18 protein-coding genes are annotated in these 17,335 nt (G+C 54.9%); 3 read left to right on the top strand and 15 right to left on the bottom strand.

Going from position 1 to position 17,335, the window contains the following annotated elements:
* The first annotated feature begins 13 nt into the window (after positions 1-13).
* Positions 14-1,132 (top strand): beta-ketoacyl-ACP synthase III, encoded by a 1,119-nt coding sequence (locus K3729_06920; protein UWR00500.1) that lies wholly within the window; start codon positions 14-16, stop codon positions 1,130-1,132.
* On the opposite strand, the gene arsH is transcribed toward K3729_06920, so the two are convergent.
* Together arsH and K3729_06910 are read right to left on the bottom strand one after the other, a co-directional pair.
* Positions 1,129-1,869, bottom strand: a complete 741-nt coding sequence (gene arsH / locus K3729_06915; protein ID UWR00499.1) for an arsenical resistance protein ArsH — start codon at positions 1,867-1,869, stop codon at positions 1,129-1,131. The genes K3729_06920 and arsH overlap by 4 nt on opposite strands.
* The gene (locus K3729_06910) at positions 1,856-2,308 is read right to left on the bottom strand and encodes a hypothetical protein (GenBank protein ID UWR00498.1); all 453 of its coding nucleotides are present in this window, start codon (positions 2,306-2,308) and stop codon (positions 1,856-1,858) included. The genes arsH and K3729_06910 overlap by 14 nt, the downstream gene beginning before the upstream one ends.
* 301 nt (positions 2,309-2,609) lie before the next feature.
* Between K3729_06910 and K3729_06905 the strand changes: the two genes are divergently transcribed.
* Positions 2,610-3,194 carry a thymidine kinase gene (locus tag K3729_06905; protein ID UWR00497.1) on the top strand — a complete coding sequence of 195 codons (585 nt, stop codon included), beginning with the start codon at positions 2,610-2,612 and terminating at the stop codon, positions 3,192-3,194.
* A gap of 84 nt (positions 3,195-3,278) precedes the next feature.
* Here the strand turns inward: K3729_06905 and K3729_06900 are convergent, their stop codons facing one another.
* From K3729_06900 to phaC, 9 genes are all read right to left on the bottom strand, one after another.
* On the bottom strand, positions 3,279-4,232 hold the full coding sequence (locus K3729_06900; protein UWR00496.1) for a D-glycerate dehydrogenase: 954 nt from the start codon (positions 4,230-4,232) through the stop codon (positions 3,279-3,281).
* On the bottom strand, positions 4,229-4,603 hold the full coding sequence (locus tag K3729_06895) for a tRNA-binding protein (GenBank protein UWR00495.1): 375 nt from the start codon (positions 4,601-4,603) through the stop codon (positions 4,229-4,231). Before K3729_06895 ends, K3729_06900 begins: the two co-directional genes overlap by 4 nt.
* A complete protein-coding gene (proC, locus tag K3729_06890; GenBank protein ID UWR00494.1) occupies positions 4,563-5,378 on the bottom strand; it encodes a pyrroline-5-carboxylate reductase in 816 nt (271 codons plus the stop codon). The genes K3729_06895 and proC overlap by 41 nt, the downstream gene beginning before the upstream one ends.
* 48 nt (positions 5,379-5,426) lie before the next feature.
* A complete protein-coding gene (locus K3729_06885; GenBank protein ID UWR00493.1) occupies positions 5,427-6,389 on the bottom strand; it encodes a LysR family transcriptional regulator in 963 nt (320 codons plus the stop codon).
* A gap of 27 nt (positions 6,390-6,416) precedes the next feature.
* Positions 6,417-6,971, bottom strand: a complete 555-nt coding sequence (gene phaR / locus K3729_06880) for a polyhydroxyalkanoate synthesis repressor PhaR (GenBank protein UWR00492.1) — start codon at positions 6,969-6,971, stop codon at positions 6,417-6,419.
* Positions 6,972-7,105: 134 nt separating this feature from the next.
* Positions 7,106-8,590 carry an inorganic phosphate transporter gene (locus K3729_06875; GenBank protein UWR00491.1) on the bottom strand — a complete coding sequence of 495 codons (1,485 nt, stop codon included), beginning with the start codon at positions 8,588-8,590 and terminating at the stop codon, positions 7,106-7,108.
* Between the two features lie 70 nt (positions 8,591-8,660).
* Complete coding sequence (locus K3729_06870; GenBank protein ID UWR00490.1) at positions 8,661-9,119, bottom strand: NUDIX hydrolase; 459 nt, start codon at positions 9,117-9,119, stop codon at positions 8,661-8,663.
* 238 nt (positions 9,120-9,357) lie between these two features.
* Complete coding sequence (locus K3729_06865) at positions 9,358-9,807, bottom strand: phasin family protein (protein UWR00489.1); 450 nt, start codon at positions 9,805-9,807, stop codon at positions 9,358-9,360.
* A gap of 238 nt (positions 9,808-10,045) precedes the next feature.
* Positions 10,046-11,839 carry a class I poly(R)-hydroxyalkanoic acid synthase gene (gene phaC, locus K3729_06860; protein UWR00488.1) on the bottom strand — a complete coding sequence of 598 codons (1,794 nt, stop codon included), beginning with the start codon at positions 11,837-11,839 and terminating at the stop codon, positions 10,046-10,048.
* A 100-nt stretch (positions 11,840-11,939) separates the two neighbouring features.
* Here phaC and phaZ point away from each other — a divergent pair, with 100 nt between their 5' ends.
* Positions 11,940-13,382, top strand: coding sequence for a polyhydroxyalkanoate depolymerase (gene phaZ, locus K3729_06855; protein UWR00487.1), 1,443 nt, complete (start codon positions 11,940-11,942; stop codon positions 13,380-13,382).
* 31 nt (positions 13,383-13,413) lie between these two features.
* Here the strand turns inward: phaZ and K3729_06850 are convergent, their stop codons facing one another.
* From K3729_06850 to K3729_06835, 4 genes are all read right to left on the bottom strand, one after another.
* Positions 13,414-14,094, bottom strand: coding sequence for an alpha/beta hydrolase (locus K3729_06850; GenBank protein ID UWR00968.1), 681 nt, complete (start codon positions 14,092-14,094; stop codon positions 13,414-13,416).
* A gap of 148 nt (positions 14,095-14,242) precedes the next feature.
* On the bottom strand, positions 14,243-15,112 hold the full coding sequence (locus tag K3729_06845) for an alpha/beta hydrolase (GenBank protein ID UWR00486.1): 870 nt from the start codon (positions 15,110-15,112) through the stop codon (positions 14,243-14,245).
* Positions 15,113-16,453 (bottom strand): MFS transporter, encoded by a 1,341-nt coding sequence (locus tag K3729_06840; GenBank protein ID UWR00485.1) that lies wholly within the window; start codon positions 16,451-16,453, stop codon positions 15,113-15,115.
* 85 nt (positions 16,454-16,538) lie between these two features.
* Positions 16,539-17,297 carry an alpha/beta hydrolase gene (locus tag K3729_06835; protein UWR00484.1) on the bottom strand — a complete coding sequence of 253 codons (759 nt, stop codon included), beginning with the start codon at positions 17,295-17,297 and terminating at the stop codon, positions 16,539-16,541.
* Positions 17,298-17,335 lie beyond the last annotated feature (38 nt).

Raw genomic sequence — 17,335 nt, 5'->3', positions numbered from 1 at the left:
AATGGATGGTCACATGTTCAAAGTTGCAATCACCGGCACCGGCGTCTTTACCCCTAAAGACGCGATCACCAACGACGAATTGGTCGTCGCATTTAACGCCTATGCGGATAAGCAGAACGCCAAAAACGCAGACGCGATTGCGGCCGGTGATATGGACCCCGTACCGCATTCATCTGCGGACTTCATCCTTGCGGCATCGGGCATTGAACAGCGCTATGTCTTGAATAAGTCAGGCATTCTTGATCCGGACCGCATGTCCCCATCACTGGCGCCACGCGACGACGACGCACCAAGCATCATGGCAGAGATCGGTGTCGACGCCTGTCAAAAGGCGTTGGACGAAGCAGGCATCGATGCCGCAGATGTGGATCTGGTGATCTGTGCAGCGTCCAACCATGAACGCGCCTACCCAGCCATTGCGGTTGAAATCCAACAGCTTCTTGGTGCGAGCGGCTTTGCCTTCGATATGAATGTCGCCTGTTCCTCTGCCACCTTTGGCATCCAGACAGCCGCCGACATGATCAAATCCGGATCGATCCGCCGCGCGTTGGTCGTGAACCCAGAGATTTGTTCGGCGCATCTGGAATGGCGCGACCGCGACTGCCACTTCATCTTTGGCGACGTCGCCACAGCGACTTTGCTGGAACGCGACGAACGCCTGACCAAGCCGCATTTCAAAGTCAAGTCGACGCGGTGCGCTACACAGTTTTCGAACAACATTCGCAACAACAATGGATTCTTGCGCCGCGCCCATGACCAAATGGATGATCAGCGCGACATGCAATTCATGCAGAACGGTCGGAAAGTCTTCAAAGAGGTCCTGCCGCTTGTCAGCCGACATATTGCAGAACACATGGCCGACGAAGGCGTTCAAGCGGACGATCTGAACCGCCTCTGGCTGCACCAAGCCAACAAGACGATGAACGATTATATTGGCAAAAAGGTACTGGGCCGTGAACCTGCCGAGGGTGAACAACCGAACATCCTGCAAGATTACGCCAACACGTCCTCTGCGGGATCGATCATTGCGTTTTCTCAGAATTCTAAGGATTTGCAGGCAGGTGACACTGGAATCATCTGTTCGTTCGGCGCGGGCTATTCCGTCGGTTCCGTGATCGTCACACGCAGCTAAAGCTTGATGACACGCTCGTGCGTCTGTTCCAGCGTTTCAACGCGTTCGGAATAGCGATCCGTTAATTGCGGACGACCCCGCGTCATGATCGTGAAACGCGCGAGTTCTTCCATGACGTCAACGATCCGGTTGTAATGCGACCCGGGCAGCATCCGGCCCTTTTCAAACTTGTTGTAAGCGGCTGGTACGGACGACTGGTTCGGGATCGTGATCAGACGCATCCAGCGCCCCAGAATGCGAAGCTGGTTCACAGTGTTAAACGATTGCGAACCGCCACACACCTGCATCACAGCAAGCGTCTTGCCTTGCGTTGGGCGAATTCCGCCAATCGGAGATAACGGAATATGGTCGATCTGCGTCTTCATCAGACCCGTCATCGCGCCATGCCGTTCGGGGCTGGACCAAACCATTCCTTCGGACCACATGACCAGATCACGCAATTCTTGAACCTTGCCTTCGTCCGCTGTTGGATCATCCGGCGCGCCAAGACCCGTCGGATCAAAAAAGCGCACATCGCAGCCCAGAACACGCAAAACACGCGCCCCTTCTTCGGCGGCAAGCCGCGAATAGCTACCAGAACGCAGGCTTCCGTATAGAATCAGGATGCGTGGCGGATGTTGCGGCCCATCCGGCCCAGCGAGTGACGTAACGTCGATTGGATGCAGCGCATCCGGCACAATCAAGGGAAGATCGGCTAGATCGATCGGTGCGGATGGATCGTAATCACTCGTGCTCATCTTCAAGATGCAACTTCATTTCGATCAGAACTTTTTGCAAAGCGAGCGTTTCGCGCAGCAGGCGCTTTGCTTCGTTTGCAGAGATCACACCGTCTTCTATCGACTGGTTGTATTCACCCATCAACATCGCAAAACGTTGGCTCAGCATGATCACATCAGAATTGATGCCGCCTTCTTTATTCGGGCGTTCATCATTGTAAGACATTGTAATGCCGCGCATTTCTGCCAATGCTGACGTGACATGCGGATAGGATGCAGCTGCTTCCAATGCGGCAACAGCATCAACAGGCATGAACCGATCAGAATGTTCTTCGCTGTCCGAATAGTACCGTCCCAACGTCGCCTTGGACCGACCAGTTAGCTTACATGCGTTTTCAATACCGACATCCTTGACCAAGGCTTCGGTGTGCTTCTTTAGGTAACCGTTATATTCGGCCATCGCGTCCCCCAAGGTGTTTCATGCACTTTACGCACCCCACCACGTATAGGCAATGGAGGGGAAAAGCATTCTGTCATTCCCATTATTCAAATCACGGTTGTTTGTCATTTGGAAAGTGTCCTTGGGACGGGGGCACACAGAAGACCCGACCATCTATTGCATTCGCTTTCTGATTTGAAACGCGGTGCAGCCAGTTTCCAACAACTGGCCACTCACGGTTGGTGGTAAGGGTCTGACGTCTGGTGGCTAAAGCGCAGATGACGATCTTGCATTTAGTCGCCAGGCGACGCTATTTGGGCGCATGGCAAAGCTCTATTTCAATTACTCGACAATGAACGCAGGCAAATCGACTGTCCTTTTGCAGGCATCCCATAACTACATCGAACGGGGCATGCAGACCTATTTGCTGACCGCCCAATTCGACAATCGTGCGGGCGAAGGACGTATTGCCAGCCGCATTGGTATTGGCGAAGACGCCGACACGTTCTGCCCCGGCGAAGACCTTTTTTCTAAGCTCAAAACGCGCCTCGACGCAGGTCCATGCGCCTGCGTCTTTATCGACGAAGCACAATTCCTAGGTGAAGATCAGGTTTGGCAATTGGCCCGTGCAGTGGACGATCTGAAAGTGCCGATTATGTGCTTTGGCCTGCGGGTCGATTTCCAAGGAAAACTATTTCCGGGCTCTGCCGCATTGCTCGCGATTTGTGACGAAATGCGCGAAGTCCGCACGATTTGTCATTGCGGGAGAAAGGCGACGATGGTCGTTCGCAAAGACGACACTGGCCGCGTATTAACGGACGGGGATCAAGTATCCATCGGCGGAAATGAACGCTATGTTTCTTTGTGCAGGCGCCATTGGCGCGCCGCCGTTGGCGACACGAATTAACTACCCAAAAGAATAGCGACCCTAGCCGTAAGAATTTCCGTCGGTCACGGAAATTTGTTTGTTCTGCGCAACAATCGTTTCAATTCAAACGGATTGCGGCGGAACGTTTCCATTTGACCACGCAATAATATTGTCCAAAGCCATTTGGCCCATCGCCTGCCGTGTTTCGACTGTCGCGCTGCCAAGATGCGGCAGTAGCACACAGTGATCCATTGCTTTCAGCGCCTCAGGCACGGCCGGTTCGTTTTCGTAGACGTCCAAACCAGCACCCGCAATCTGCCCCGTTTCAAGCGCCGCGACCAACGCAGGTTCATCAACAACTTCGCCACGGCTGATATTCACAAAAATGCCGGACGGTTTCATCGCCGATAGGGCGGCGCCGTCGATCAGGTGGGTTGTCGCGGCACCTCCAGGGGTTGCCACAACGACAAAATCAGCGCCCCCCATCGTGTCTGCGAGCGTTGGCAGTTGCGTCGCGGGGAAATCGACAGCCTTCGCGGAGCGGTTGTAGAACACGACGTCCATTCCAAAACCGTAGTGACACCGTCGCGCAATCGCTTGGCCGATCCGGCCCATACCAACGATCCCGACGGTTTTCCCTGTCACATGCGTGCCAAGCAGGTCCTTCGGGCCAAAGCCGGCCCAGTTGCCAGACCGGACAAGTCGTTCGCCTTCTCCTGCACGCCGCGCGGTTGCCAGAAGCAACGTCATCGCGATATCTGCTGTCGCGTCGGTCAGCACGTCAGGCGTGTTGGACACCAGAACGCCGGCCTGTTTCGCAGCGGCCACGTCGATATGGTTGTAGCCCACGCCAAAATTGCCCAGCATTTTGCAACGCATATTTCCAGCCGCACCTGCAAACGCCTGCGCGCTGAATAGATCGCCCAAAGTCGGCAAAATAGCATCGTAGCTTTGTAACGCTTGTTCTGCTGCGGCTTCGTCCAATGCGCCCGTTTCGCTGACGGTCACATCAAACAATTCGCGGGCTTGGTCGATCACCGCTTCGGCAATCGGGCGCGTTATCAGAAGTGTTTTCAATGCAGTCGCCCTCCCACGGGTACATTCTGGTCTGGCCCAACAAGCACCACGCCACCATCTTTGTCAGGCATGCCAAGCACAAGAACCTCTGACATGAACTTACCAATCTGGCGCGGTGGAAAGTTCACAACGGCCAGAACTTGTTTGCCAATAATCATATCGGGATCGTAATGCGCAGTGATCTGGGCAGACGTTTTTTTCTCGCCGATCTCTTCGCCAAAATCGATCCAAAGCTTGATCGCGGGCACGCGTGCCTCTGGGTAGGCTTCGGCGCGTCGGACGGTGCCGACACGCACATCCACCTTCAGGAAATCATCAAATGTAATCTCGTCAGTCACGGCCCAATTCCTCTGATTTGTCGGCAGCTGCATCAACTGCACGCATTAATAGCGCGGGAAAACCATCATTTTGATTCATAAGCACATTGAGTGCCGCCTGCGTCGTACCACCCGGCGATGTCACGTTTACCCGCAATTGATCCGGTCGTTCTTCTGCTTGCGCGGCCAGTGCACCCGCGCCCGCGACTGTCGCTTTCGCCAGTTGCATCGCCATGTCCGCGGGCAGACCACGCGCAGTCCCCGCTGCGGCCAAGGTCTCTATCAGGTGGAAGACGTAAGCTGGGCCTGATCCCGACACAGCCGTCACCGCATCCATCTGTCCTTCATTTTCCAAACGCACTGTCTGGCCTACGGCCGCCAAAAACTGATCCGCGAGATCAAGCTGGGCGTCCGTCACACGGGCGTTGCCGATCAGTGCAGTGATCCCCTGCCCGATGGCCGCCGGTGTATTTGGCATGGCGCGCACGATCGGGGTTTGCGCCCCCAAGACGTCTTCGAATGTCGTAATTGAGGTGCCCGCAGCAACGGACACGAACAATGTTTCGCCATTGCCAAGCGCCTTTAGGCTGGGCAAAGCATCGCCCATCATCTGCGGCTTCACAGCGACCAAAATGATCGCGGGGTTAGCGGGTAAATCTGTATTGATATGAACGCCTTGGGCCTTCACCCAATCCGACGGATGCGGGTCCAACACCCAGACCGACGCAGCAGGTAAACCACCCGCCAGCCATCCGGCCAGCATTGCAGATCCCATCTTACCGCATCCCAGCAAGACCAAACCCCGTTCAGCGACATCGTTGTTTTGCATCACGTCCCCCTTTTCAAAATGTCTAAGGGGTCGCCGCACAAACGGCAATCAAATCAGGCGGAGTTTTTCAGCCAACCAAGGATGCTCTGCGACAGCCGGATCAACAATCATGTCTTTGAGCAACGGGCGCAACCGTTCGGCGATCGTCGCGGGCATCGTTGACAGCACATCTTTGCGGGATGTCAGTGTGATTTTGCGTGAAATTGGCGCAAATGGCAGTTCAATCAGATCCACATCATCGCGGAACCGCGCAGCCCGCATCCAACCCAGCGGCGTCAGGATGGACCACCCTGCCCCTTCAGCGACCATAGCCATAATCGCGTGGTAGCTGTCCAGTTCGAACCTGTGGGACAATGTGATGCCTTCTTCATCCAAGTGCGCTTTGACCATGCGCCCCATATGATGGCGCGTCGTGTATTGGATCAACGGCATGCGGCGTAGCTGTTTGGCGATGTCGCCTTCCTTGATCCGGCCCTTTGGCACAGCGGCGACAAACGGTTCTTCCATCAGCGGGTAAACTTCAACGCCCGGATCATGGCGACCTGTCTCAGCAGCAACGATGATATCCAAGGCCCGAGAATCGAGAAGTTCGGTCAGTTGATGGGTCGCGCCCGTCTCAAGCAGGAAGTGGCAGTTCATCAGATCAGCGGACATTTCAGCGAGCAGCGCTGGCGTCACATCCGCCGAGAAATCTTCGACCATCCCCAGACGTAACCGCGTCAGACGCGACAAATCTGCCATCGCCAATTCAGCGCGGGCTTGCTCTGCTTCGTTCAAGATGGTGTTCGCGCGGCGAAGGAACATTTCGCCAGCAGGTGTCAACGTCACAGGACGTGCGCCCCGATCAAGTAGGGTCGTGCCAATCGCGCCTTCAAGGTTCGTCAACTGTTGGCTGACCGTCGCTGCAGAAGTGCCCAGCCGGCGCGAAGCTGCTGAAATCGCCCCTTCTTCTGCCGTCGCCACAAAGACTTCGATCCCCCATAAGGTGACACGTCCGGCCGTCGTAACCATCGTTTTATCCTTCGCGCCGAAAAGGCGTTATTTGCCCATTTTGGCTAGTTTTTCTTGCAATGCGGACAGCTGGTCCTTGATGTCACTCAGGTCGTCGCCGGATGATTTTTCAGGGGACGAACTGTCCGGTGTGGTGCCACCAGGCATCATGCCACCGGTCATCGCCTTCATGAACATTTCTTGCTGCGCACGCATCGCGTCAAACCCGGGCATCGCGGCCATCGGGTTCACCTTGGTCATGTTCTCCATCGCCTTGGATTGACCGTTTTGTAGCATCTCAAAGCTCGCCCGCAGAAAATCCGGAACGACGGAAGACGCCTGACTGGTGTAGCTGCGCACGAGATCGGTCAGAATATCAACGCCCAACACGCTTTCGCCGCGGCTTTCGTGTTCTGCGATAATTTGCAGCAGGTACTGACGGGTCAGGTCATCACCTGATTTGAGGTCAACGATCTGGACCTCACGCCCTTCACGAATGAACGTCGCGATATCTTCCAGCGTCACGTAATCGCTCGTCTCGGTGTTGTAGAGACGACGGCTCGCGTAGCGCTTGATAAGCAATGGTTTGTTAGCCTCGGCCATATGCTGTCCCTCCCTAGACGTACTGCATTGCAGCAAAGCCTAAGCGGCAGTGCCGCAAAAGAAAAGAAAAGAAAACGGGAGGGGTCGTTTTGGAGATAGCAAAGGGGGCCGCGCGGCCCCCTTTTTTGGTTTACTTAACCAACGATCGCAGTGATCCCGAAGAAGATCAGCGCAGACAAAATCGCGGCAGCAGGCACAGTGATGACCCATGCGGCGATGATCGTCATGAAGTGTGAACGGCGTACTAATTTGCGGCGACGGCGTTCTTCTGGTCCATAGCTTGGCCGATCTGGCATTGCTTGACGTGCGGCTTTGATCCGGCGTTCCGCGTCCCATTCGCGGAAGAAACCAACACCAAACACACCACCGACGGCAATGTGAGTAGAGCTAACGGGCAGCCCCAGCCAGCTGGCCACGATCACGGTGATCGCCGCGGACAGCGCCACACAATACGCACGCATCGGGTTCAGCTTTGTGATCTGACCACCCACCATGCGGATCAGTTTCGGCCCGAACAGGAACAGACCAAAGGAAATCCCGAAGGCACCGATGATCATAACCCAAGCAGGGATGCTAAACGCCTGCGTAAAATCACCGGATTCAGCCACCTGCACAATCGCAGCCAATGGGCCAACGGCGTTCGCAACATCGTTCGCACCGTGCGCAAAGCTGAGCAATGCAGCCGACACGACTAACGGAATACCGAACAAAACCTTCAGGGATTTGTTGCGATTTTCTAGACCTTCGGACTGCTTTTTGATGACGGGGATCATTACCAGCCACGTGATCACACCAATCGCAGCACCAATCATCAAGGCTGTCAGGATGTCGATTTTGATCAGCTTCTTGATGCCTTTCAGCGCCAGATACGCGGCGAAAGCAGCCGCCATGATGCCGACCAAAATTGGCACCCACTTGCGTGCAGCGGCGATTTTATCAGGCGTGTAGATGATCTTAGCCTTGATCAACCACAAGAAACCGGCGGCAATCGCACCACCCAGCACAGGCGAAATCACCCAGCTTGCGGCAATCGCGCCCATTGTCGGCCAAGTCACCGCAGCAAAGCCAGCCGCAGCGATCCCCGCACCCATTACACCGCCAACGACCGAATGGGTCGTGGACACAGGTGCGCCGACCCACGTGGCAAGGTTCACCCAAAGTGCGGCAGACAAAAGCGCTGCCATCATCGCCCACATAAACGTTTGGGCGTCGCCCATGCTTTCTGGTTCAATGATGCCCTTTGCAATTGTGGACACCACATCGCCACCAGCAATCAACGCGCCAGCACTTTCAAAGACAATCGCGATCCCGATCGCGCCGCCCATCGACAACGCATTGGCACCAACGGCTGGCCCCATATTGTTGGCAACATCGTTCGCACCGATATTCAAGGCCATGTAGGCGCCCAAACATGCTGCGATCACAACGATCAAGGTGTTCGTCGTCTGTCCCAGAAACAACAAGGCCAACAGGCCGGCCAATACGACGAACAAGATCGAAATCCCGGGCCCGACCATCGGGCGGGACACGTATTGCGTCGCAAGTTCCAAATTTGAAAATCGTGCTAAATCACGATCAAGCGTATCTAAGTGACGCCCGTCATCGTTTCTGTTGGTCATGTCCCACTCCCGTCTATTCGGGGGCAGCTTTCAACGATTATTCGCAATAAAGCAACAAAAGCCTAGCGTTTCAGATGCTGCGCAGGATGCTCTGCAATTCCGGTTCTTGCACCAGATCAGCGGCGTCGTCTGGGCTTACCCATTGACGTTTGCGCTGTGCCACCTCTGGAAATTCATCCTCGATGGTTTCCACAGCGACAGGATATACCATCGTCTCAACGGGAAAGGACCAACCGGTCGACTGGCGTTTGTCGTATGTATACGTGCCAATCGCATCAGCATCAGTTGTGCCTTTACGCACACCAGCTTCTTCCCATGCTTCCTGCATCGCAGATTGCGGGCCGTTTTTGCCGCGGATCGGCCAGCCCTTTGGAATAATCCAGCGGCCGGTATCACGACTAGAGATCAGCAATACCTCTTTGTCAGCCCCATCGCCACGATAGCAAAGGGCAGCAACTTGCTGGCGTTTAGGACGCTGCAAAAGCGGGCCGAGGATGTTATCCCAGACGCTGTTTAAAATTGTGAACATTCGAAGAAACCGCTCAAGTCATTATTTTTATTGGAAACGTTATACGCACTTACGACAAAAGTTGCAAATCACAGCACTTCAGCGCGACGTGATCTGGATTGTTTTGCACGAACAACCTTCACAAATCGTTAACCGGATGTGACGGCTGTTCTGTACGAAAAAAGGCGGCCCGCATTGCAGACCGCCTCGAAATACCGACACCTAAGGGAGGAGAGGCGCGGTTAATTTCTTACAACGCTTACTTTGCAGAAGCAGTCGCTTTTTTCGCAGCTGTTGTCAGTTCTGTCTGTGCTTTCTTCGCAGCAGCAGTCATGTCTTCGGACATGTCTTTGCCAGCAGCCATCATCAGTTCCATTGTCTGAGTCTGAACTTTTTTCGCGATTTCAGCGAATGCTGACATGTGCTCTGCAGCAGCTTCGGCAGATGTAGACGCGAAGTCTGTCATTGCTTTTGCGTAATCAGCAGGCTCTGCCTTTGCTTTGGACATTGCTTCAACTTTAGCAAGTGTGTCCTGTGTCCATTTTGCGGACAGCTCAGCAGATTTGCCAGCAGCGTCGATTGCAACGCCGGACATTTTTTCAGCCAATGTCGTAGAAGACTTGAACTGCTCTTCAACTGCTTTTGTGTCGATTGGGAAAGAACCCATCATGTCTTTGAAAACAGCTGTAAAATCTTGTGTGTTAGCCATGGTACTGACCTTTCAGGTAAATGGTTTCGCGGGGGAGGACCGCATCATTTCGTCTGACACCAATATGCATGCTGCGATGCGGCATTTCAAGTCTTTTTCTGCATTGCAGCATAAAAATTCTGCACCTGCATATTATCCAATCTTTACGTAGGGTTAAGCCGTATAGCCCTAAAAAACAGGGATCAAACACACAGAAAAATTGGAAAAAACACGCTTCAGGCGAACGTGATTTCGCGACTCACTTGGCCACATATGTCCCCGGAGCAGGCCCAAGAACCGGGTGGTTCTTGTCCCCCGGCGTGCGCGCCTTCACCTGTTTACCTGACCGTGGCGCAAGCCATGCATCCCAACGTGGCCACCAAGACCCTTCGTGTTTGTCCGCATCAGCAAGCCAATCATCAGGCGTCAGCCCCAGTTCGGGGTTGGTATAGTGTCCATACTTCTTCTTGGACGGCGGATTGATGATACCCGCGATGTGACCAGACTCTGACAGAATGAACGTCTTATCCTTCGACCCCATCCCCTGAACCCCACGGTAGCTGCTTTTCCAAGCCGCAATATGATCGGTTTCGCAAGCAATCGCGCAGATCGGCACAGTCACCTCTGACAGGCGCACAGTCGTGTCCGCGATATCAAAACCGGACGTCGCGAAATTATCGCCTTGGCAGAGGCCCCGTAGATATTCGACCGACATTTTCGCAGGCAAGTTCGTCCCGTCCCCGTTCCAATACAGCAGATCAAACGCAGGTGGGGCTTTGCCCAGCATGTAGCTTTTGATCGCCGGACCGTAGATCAAGTCATTCGAACGTAAGAAGCTGAAAGTCCGCGACATATAATACCGGTCAAGCACGCCTGCTTCCGCAACTTCGGCTTCGATCCCGTCAACAAAATCGTCATCCAAGAACACACCAACTTCGCCCCGATCCGAGAAATCGGTCAGAGTTGTGAACAAGGTGGCTGAATTGATCGATTTATCGCCACGCTGCGCCATCAAAGCCAGTGTGATCGACAGGGTTGTGCCTGCGATACAATAACCAACTGCGTTCACCTTCTTGACGCCGCAGATCGATTTCACTTGATCAATCGCCGTCAGGTAACCGTCTTCGACATAGTTTGTCATCGACGTGTCACGGTAGGTTGCGTCTGGGTTGACCCAAGACACCACAAAGACCGTGTACCCCTGCTCTACCGCCCATTTGATCATGCTGTTGGCTGGTTTCAGATCGAGGATGTAGAACTTGTTGATCCACGGCGGGAAGATCACCAACGGGATTTCATGCACTTTTTCGGTGCTCGGGGTGTACTGGATCAATTCAAACAGGTGATTGCGGTACACGACCTCTCCGGGCGACGTGGCAAGGTTGCGCCCCACCTCAAACGCTTCCTTATCGGCTAGCGTCACAACCAGATCGCCGTCGTTTGCTTCAAGATCACGGATCAGGTTTTCTAACCCCGCGACAAGGCTTTCACCTTCTGTCTCAGCGGCGAGACTTAATGCTTCGGGATTGGTGGCAAGAAAGTTTGTCGGACTGAACATATCGACAATCTGTTCGCCGAAATATTCAAGACGGCGCTTTTCGCCATCGTCCATCGTATCAATCGCGGAAATCGCATCACGTACGGCGTCCGCGTTCATCAGATACTGCTGCTTGATAAAATTGAAATACGGGTTCGTGTCCCACAGTTCATGGGCAAACCTGCGGTCCGGTGCGGTTTCATCTACAGGATGCGCCAATTTGCCTTGGGCAAGCAGATGCTGCGACTCAATATAGTGTTTGACCGATTTGCCCCAGAACGCGACCTGCTGTTCGATAATCTTGCCCGGATTGTTCATCATTTCGGTGACGTATGCGGATGCTGCCTTTGCATAAAGATCTGGAGACGGACCTTGCAACGACGTTGGGACGTGCCGTTTGGGATTCATTGCAACAAGCAACCGCTGGGTAAGCTCTTCTATTCGCGAAAGATTCGCTTCAAGCGTCGTTGCATTTGTTTCATTTATTGCGCGGTCGTCTGATTCAGTTGTTGTCATCTTAATCTATGCGTCCTACCGTGCAGTTGCAGCATTTCGTTACTTTTGTATTAACAGGCGTTAATAAATACCAAGTGCGCGCGAACAGGAGCCGTCTCAAATGAAATACATGATGACATACGACCTCATGGAAGCCACTCGCAACACCAACCAATGGTTGGGCGCAACAGCACGCGCATTTGCAGACTACCCGATGATGTCGCTTACCACAAACCCCGCAATGGACTGGTTGCGCGCTTGGGGCGAAGTAACTGAGCGGACATTTGGTCGCATGGTTGTAAAACCGGATTGGAATATCCCGCCTGTCCCGACAGGCGACGGCCGCGACCACCCTGTCGACGTCAAAGTTGTGCTGGAACGCGATTTTGGCGATTTGATCCATATCGAGGTCCAAGGCCGCGAACCGATGAAGCGTCGTGTTCTGCTGGCCGCGCCGATGTCCGGCCACTACGCGACATTGCTGCGCAAAACGGTGATCAGCCTTTTGCCCGATTGCGAAGTATATGTGACCGACTGGCACAATGCGCGCGACATCCCCGTCAGCGCAGGCAAGTTCGACGTCGAAGACTACACATTATACCTCGTCGATTTCATGAAAGAGCTTGGATCAGACATCCACGTGATTGCTGTTTGTCAGCCCGTGCCTCTTGCGCTTGCTGCGACCGCCTATCTCGCTGGCGAAGATCCAACTGCCCAGCCTAAATCCCTGACGTTGATCGGCGGCCCAGTTGACCCCGAAGCGAACCATACTGAAGTCACAGATTTTGGTCGGTCCGTCACCATGGGCCAGCTTGAACAGACTATGATCCAGCGCGTTGGCTTCAAATATGCAGGCGTTGGCCGCATGGTGTACCCAGGTTTGCTGCAATTGGCGTCCTTCATTTCGATGAACGGCGAAACCCACGCAAACGCATTCCGCGACCAGATCATCAAGTCCGCCAAGGGCGAAGCCCGCGATCATGACAAACACAACATCTTCTACGACGAATACCTTGCCGTGATGGACATGACCGCCGAATTCTACCTGTCGACGGTTGAACGTATTTTCAAAGGCCGCGACATTGCGCGTAATGCCTTTGTTGTGAACGGCCAACAGGTCGATATTGGCAAAATTGATAATGTCGCGGTGAAGATTGTCGAAGGTGAAGAAGACGATATCTCTGCGCCGGGCCAATGCCTTGCGGCGTTGGGGCTTTTGACCGGATTGGACGACAGTAAAAAAGCGTCACATCTCGAACCGGGCGCTGGTCACTACGGTATCTTTGCGGGGCGCAGCTGGCGGGACAACATCCGCCCGTTGGTGTTGGATTTCATCGATGCCAATTCCGAAGACCCTGCACCCGCGGCCAAGCCAGCACCAGCTAAGGCTGACCTGAAAGTCGTCGCAGACAATCCACCGAAGAAGCCTGCCGCCAAAAAGACCAAAGCTGCCCCAAAGGCCGAACCGGTGAAAGCTGCGGAAAAGACGGAAAAGAAACCGACCAAAGCGAAAGCAGCCCCCAAAACAAGGGCCGGACGCAAAGCGGCAAACAGCAAGAAATAAGAGAAGGCGGTCCCAGTGACCGCCTTTTTCTTTAGCGCAGCACCAGCGGCTGGCGGCACCAGTCCCTGAGTATTTTCGACAACTGCGCGGGCTGTTCAAGCGATGGCAAAAGCCCTGCGCCTTTGATCACCTCGTGTTTGGCATACGGGATCATCTCGGCCACGAAATCTTGCCTGCGTTTCGTGTTATCTGGGTCGCTGTCGCTTGATATCACCAACGCAGGCTGCTTGATCTTGCGCAGCACTGCTTGTTGGTCTTTGCGGCGCTGGACCGCACGCGCCTGCTTTACGAACGCCTCTGCGCCAATGCCCTCTGCCATATCATGCAGCAACGGCATCAAGGCTGTGACATCGGTGTCTTCGCAAAACCGTTCTGGTGCGAAGCGTTCGGCGATCACATCGTTAAAGCGGCCGGCCTTGGCGGCAATGATGATCGGTTCGCGGTCTGCGGCGGTTTTAGGTGTATCGGCTTGGGCATTCACATTGATGAACGCCACACGCGTGATACGTTTGGGCGCGCGTCGCAGCAATTCAAGCGCAACCATGCCGCCCATGCCACCGCCAGCCAAAGCAAATTCCTGCGGTGCCCATGACAAAATCTGGGCCGCGATCGCCTCGATCGTATCCATCCCGCGCGTCGGCGCAAACAGGACGGGATTATCGCGCGACAATTCGGCGATTTGATCCGCAAAAACACGGGCATCGCACAACATTGGCGGAATAAAGACTACCGGATCGCCCATACTATTTGAGGGCCTTGAACAATTTCATGGGTCTGCTTGCCTGATACTTTTTTGATTGTGACGACACTGCCGTCCGCATTCTTTAGGCGCAAGTCTTTCCCCAATGGAAGGGGGAAAGTCAGAGATTATGTGCCCATTCGACAATACGTGCCGCAAGTGGCGCAGTTTGGCCGGGACTAAAGACATCACCCGCCATGACGTGCCCCATGGCGTCGTCGTCCTTGGTCTGTTTCAGCGCCAACTTATACGTCGGACCGCCCCATTCCATCATCACTTTGCGGGCACGCGTCGGGTTAATCACCTGATCATCCGGGTTCACGGCCATAAACATTGGTGTGTGAATGCCCGACAATTTAGATCGCATTGCCGCCCGCACCGCATCCCCCATCGGTTTCACCGCCTTGGTCGGATAGCGTGTCGTCCAGAACTGAGCGTGCCCGTCACTGATAACGTCGAATTTGCGTTCTTTACCAATTAAATAAGGGGCCCAGTATTCCGAGAACGGGATGTCCAACACGGCCTGTGCCGCCTTGTGCCGCAGTCCGAAATTGGGTGACACAAACACCGCGCCCAGCGCCGTGTCTGTCGGAATGTCACCATTCGTCAGCCCCAAGGTCGTCAGCGTGCACCCGGTCGAACAGCCGATGTAGAGCACTTTTTTGCCAAGGCTTTGCCCGATGGCTGCTGACTCGCGCACATCAGCGCGCCATCCTTCCAAGGTGGCGCGGCCCATTGCGTCGCCGTCTAGGCCATGCCCCATCAAACGCGTGCAAAACAGATTTGCGCCCAGCGCCTCTGCTATCATTTCGGGCAATGGGCGCAATTCACCGCATGTCGCAGAAAACCCGTGGATAAACACGACCGCTAAATCCGTTTGTACGCCCGCGTCCCCTGCCCAACTGATACATTTGGCACATCCATCACGCAGATGGTCTACCTTTGCTTCCGCCGCCGCGATGTCCGCTTCTAGCGTTTGGATCTCATACATTTATCTGCCAAGTGCTGCCTGTGCCAACGGTCGGTATACCAAAGCCAGCCCCAAAAGAGAAATCACCAAAATGGCAGCAGGCATCAATGTGATTGCGACATGCAGCATTGTGATCGCGCTCGGTTCTTGGGTGACCACGCCTGCTGTTGTCTCTAACCAGCCCGCTGCCTGCAAGAAAAGCCCCAACACCAGCGGTGCCAACGCGTTTGCCAATTTCTGACCGAACAGCCAGACCGCAGAAAACGCACCTTCGATCGCAGCCCCCGTCTTGGCCCGCGTGACATCCATCAGATCAGGGTACAACGCCCAAGGGATTTGCTGGTACGATCCGTTCGCAAAACCAGCGAGCACAAACATCCCCGCCATCGCCGTGACATTGACCGACGGCAGCACAGAAAACAGCCCGCACAGCAACGTCACATACAAAACCAGCCCGCCTTGCAACGCCGCTAATTTGCCGATCCGATTAGACAGCCGAACCCAAAACGCTTGGCTGACGATAGAACCGACAACAAAGGCCGCGAACATCAAGCTGAGCGTCGTCAACGCCTCGGCCACGCCTGACAGCGCGTTGTCCCCCGCATCAACGATGAGATAGATCGCAGCAAACGGCAATCCGGCGGTGATCAGTGCAATTGCAAGAGTCATCACGCCATATAACGCGACCAACACCATGAAGGCGCGGTTGTCGAAAACCAAACGATAGGCTTTTTTCAATGGGATCGGGGCGGTTTGCGCCAGTCGCGGGGCTTTGCGCGTCGCAAACAGGGATATCCAGATCGCACCGATGATGAGGGGGCTAACAGCCACAGCAGCCATGGCGTATCCCATGTTTGCGGCCAATCCGGGCACCAATGCGCCGCCGATTAGGATACCAACACTCGCGAACCCCATGCGCCAGCCGGTCATGGCGGACCGTTCACGCGGATCCTGGGTCATTTCGCCCGCTTGCGCACTAAACGGGATCGCAACCATCGTGAAGCCAATGGTGGCGACACCAAAAAATGCGATGACCCAGGCCAGATCGCCGGCCAACGGCAGCCCATCGGGCACAGCAAACAATGCGGCCATTCCTGCTGCCATCACAACCGCGCCAACCGCCATCCACGGGGCGCGTCGCCCGAACCGGCTATGGGTTCTGTCGCTGTAGTGACCAACAAGCGGGTCTGTAATCATATCGAAGATCAACACAGCCGTGGTGACAAATCCCGCGATCCCGACAGGGACCCCCAAAACGGACGTCAGAAAAACCAGCACGAGCAGTTGTTTGACCACGACAAAGACCACGATGCCCATGTCGGCCAGCCCCCAGCCCGCCTTTTGTCCCAAAGATAACGCCATGCCCCAATCCTCCCACGTATTTGGTTGGATCGTGCCTAAGCGGTCTGTGGCGCTGTCCCTAGCGTGACGTCACGTTTGATCGGCTTTAGGTCAGGGATTGCAGAACGTCTGTGACGGAAGTTTGGATCAGATCAAGGCAGGTCTCATCAGAAAACCGGTGATCCGCCCCATCCACAAGCGTCAGCCGCATGTCAGGGCCACTGGCATGATCAAGCAGGCGCAATGCGACGGACATATCCACATCGGCATCCGCCGTACCCTGCAAGAAACGCGTCGGGAATGGCAGATCCAGCGGATCACGCAGGACAAGGCGATCACGCCCTTCGGCGATCAGGCGCTTCGTGATGATGTAGGGATCACCATACTCTGACGGCAATGCGACCTGCCCGTCAGTTTCCAGCGCCGCCTTTTGCGTATCATCAAATCCGGCCCACATGCTGTCTTCGGTAAAATCAGGAGCGGCAGCGATGGTCACTAACCCTGCAATCCGTTCAGGCATATCGCGGGCCAAAAGCAACGAAATCCACCCGCCCATGGAGGACCCGACCAAGACAACCTTGCCAGCGATCAAACCGATGGCGGCGCGGGCATCTTCGAACCAATCGCCAATCGCGCCGTCCGTGAACGCGCCGTCGCTTTCTCCATGCCCCGAATAATCGAACCGCAAAAAAGCGCGACCTTCACGACGCGCCCATTCTTCAAGGTGGATGGCCTTTGTGCCCATCATATCGGATTTGAAACCGCCTAGGAAAACAACCGCAGGCGCGGCGCCGTCCGTCAGGTGATAAGCAATACGACGCCCCTGCGGCGTCACGAAAAATGCGGGATCAGATGTCTGTGTCATGGGGCCAAATGACCACACAGCCCACCGCCCCGCAAGAT

The sequence above is a fragment of the Rhodobacteraceae bacterium S2214 genome, from assembly GCA_025141675.1.
GTDB lineage: Bacteria > Pseudomonadota > Alphaproteobacteria > Rhodobacterales > Rhodobacteraceae > Yoonia.
This window is presented reverse-complemented; position numbering and strand designations above follow the sequence as displayed.

What these genes read in the sequence shown, in the direction of transcription:
- K3729_06920 (UWR00500.1), top strand. Translation starts at nt 14, where the DNA reads ATGTTCAAAGTTGCAATCACCGGCACCGGCGTCTTTACCCCTAAAGAC.
- arsH (UWR00499.1), bottom strand. Translation starts at nt 1,869, where the DNA reads ATGAGCACGAGTGATTACGATCCATCCGCACCGATCGATCTAGCCGAT.
- K3729_06910 (UWR00498.1), bottom strand. Translation starts at nt 2,308, where the DNA reads ATGGCCGAATATAACGGTTACCTAAAGAAGCACACCGAAGCCTTGGTC.
- K3729_06905 (UWR00497.1), top strand. Translation starts at nt 2,610, where the DNA reads ATGGCAAAGCTCTATTTCAATTACTCGACAATGAACGCAGGCAAATCG.
- K3729_06895 (UWR00495.1), bottom strand. Translation starts at nt 4,603, where the DNA reads ATGCAGCTGCCGACAAATCAGAGGAATTGGGCCGTGACTGACGAGATT.
- proC (UWR00494.1), bottom strand. Translation starts at nt 5,378, where the DNA reads ATGCAAAACAACGATGTCGCTGAACGGGGTTTGGTCTTGCTGGGATGC.
- K3729_06885 (UWR00493.1), bottom strand. Translation starts at nt 6,389, where the DNA reads ATGGTTACGACGGCCGGACGTGTCACCTTATGGGGGATCGAAGTCTTT.
- phaR (UWR00492.1), bottom strand. Translation starts at nt 6,971, where the DNA reads ATGGCCGAGGCTAACAAACCATTGCTTATCAAGCGCTACGCGAGCCGT.
- K3729_06875 (UWR00491.1), bottom strand. Translation starts at nt 8,590, where the DNA reads ATGACCAACAGAAACGATGACGGGCGTCACTTAGATACGCTTGATCGT.
- K3729_06870 (UWR00490.1), bottom strand. Translation starts at nt 9,119, where the DNA reads ATGTTCACAATTTTAAACAGCGTCTGGGATAACATCCTCGGCCCGCTT.
- K3729_06865 (UWR00489.1), bottom strand. Translation starts at nt 9,807, where the DNA reads ATGGCTAACACACAAGATTTTACAGCTGTTTTCAAAGACATGATGGGT.
- phaC (UWR00488.1), bottom strand. Translation starts at nt 11,839, where the DNA reads ATGACAACAACTGAATCAGACGACCGCGCAATAAATGAAACAAATGCA.
- phaZ (UWR00487.1), top strand. Translation starts at nt 11,940, where the DNA reads ATGAAATACATGATGACATACGACCTCATGGAAGCCACTCGCAACACC.
- K3729_06850 (UWR00968.1), bottom strand. Translation starts at nt 14,094, where the DNA reads ATGTTGTGCGATGCCCGTGTTTTTGCGGATCAAATCGCCGAATTGTCG.
- K3729_06845 (UWR00486.1), bottom strand. Translation starts at nt 15,112, where the DNA reads ATGTATGAGATCCAAACGCTAGAAGCGGACATCGCGGCGGCGGAAGCA.
- K3729_06840 (UWR00485.1), bottom strand. Translation starts at nt 16,453, where the DNA reads ATGGCGTTATCTTTGGGACAAAAGGCGGGCTGGGGGCTGGCCGACATG.
- K3729_06835 (UWR00484.1), bottom strand. Translation starts at nt 17,297, where the DNA reads ATGACACAGACATCTGATCCCGCATTTTTCGTGACGCCGCAGGGGCGT.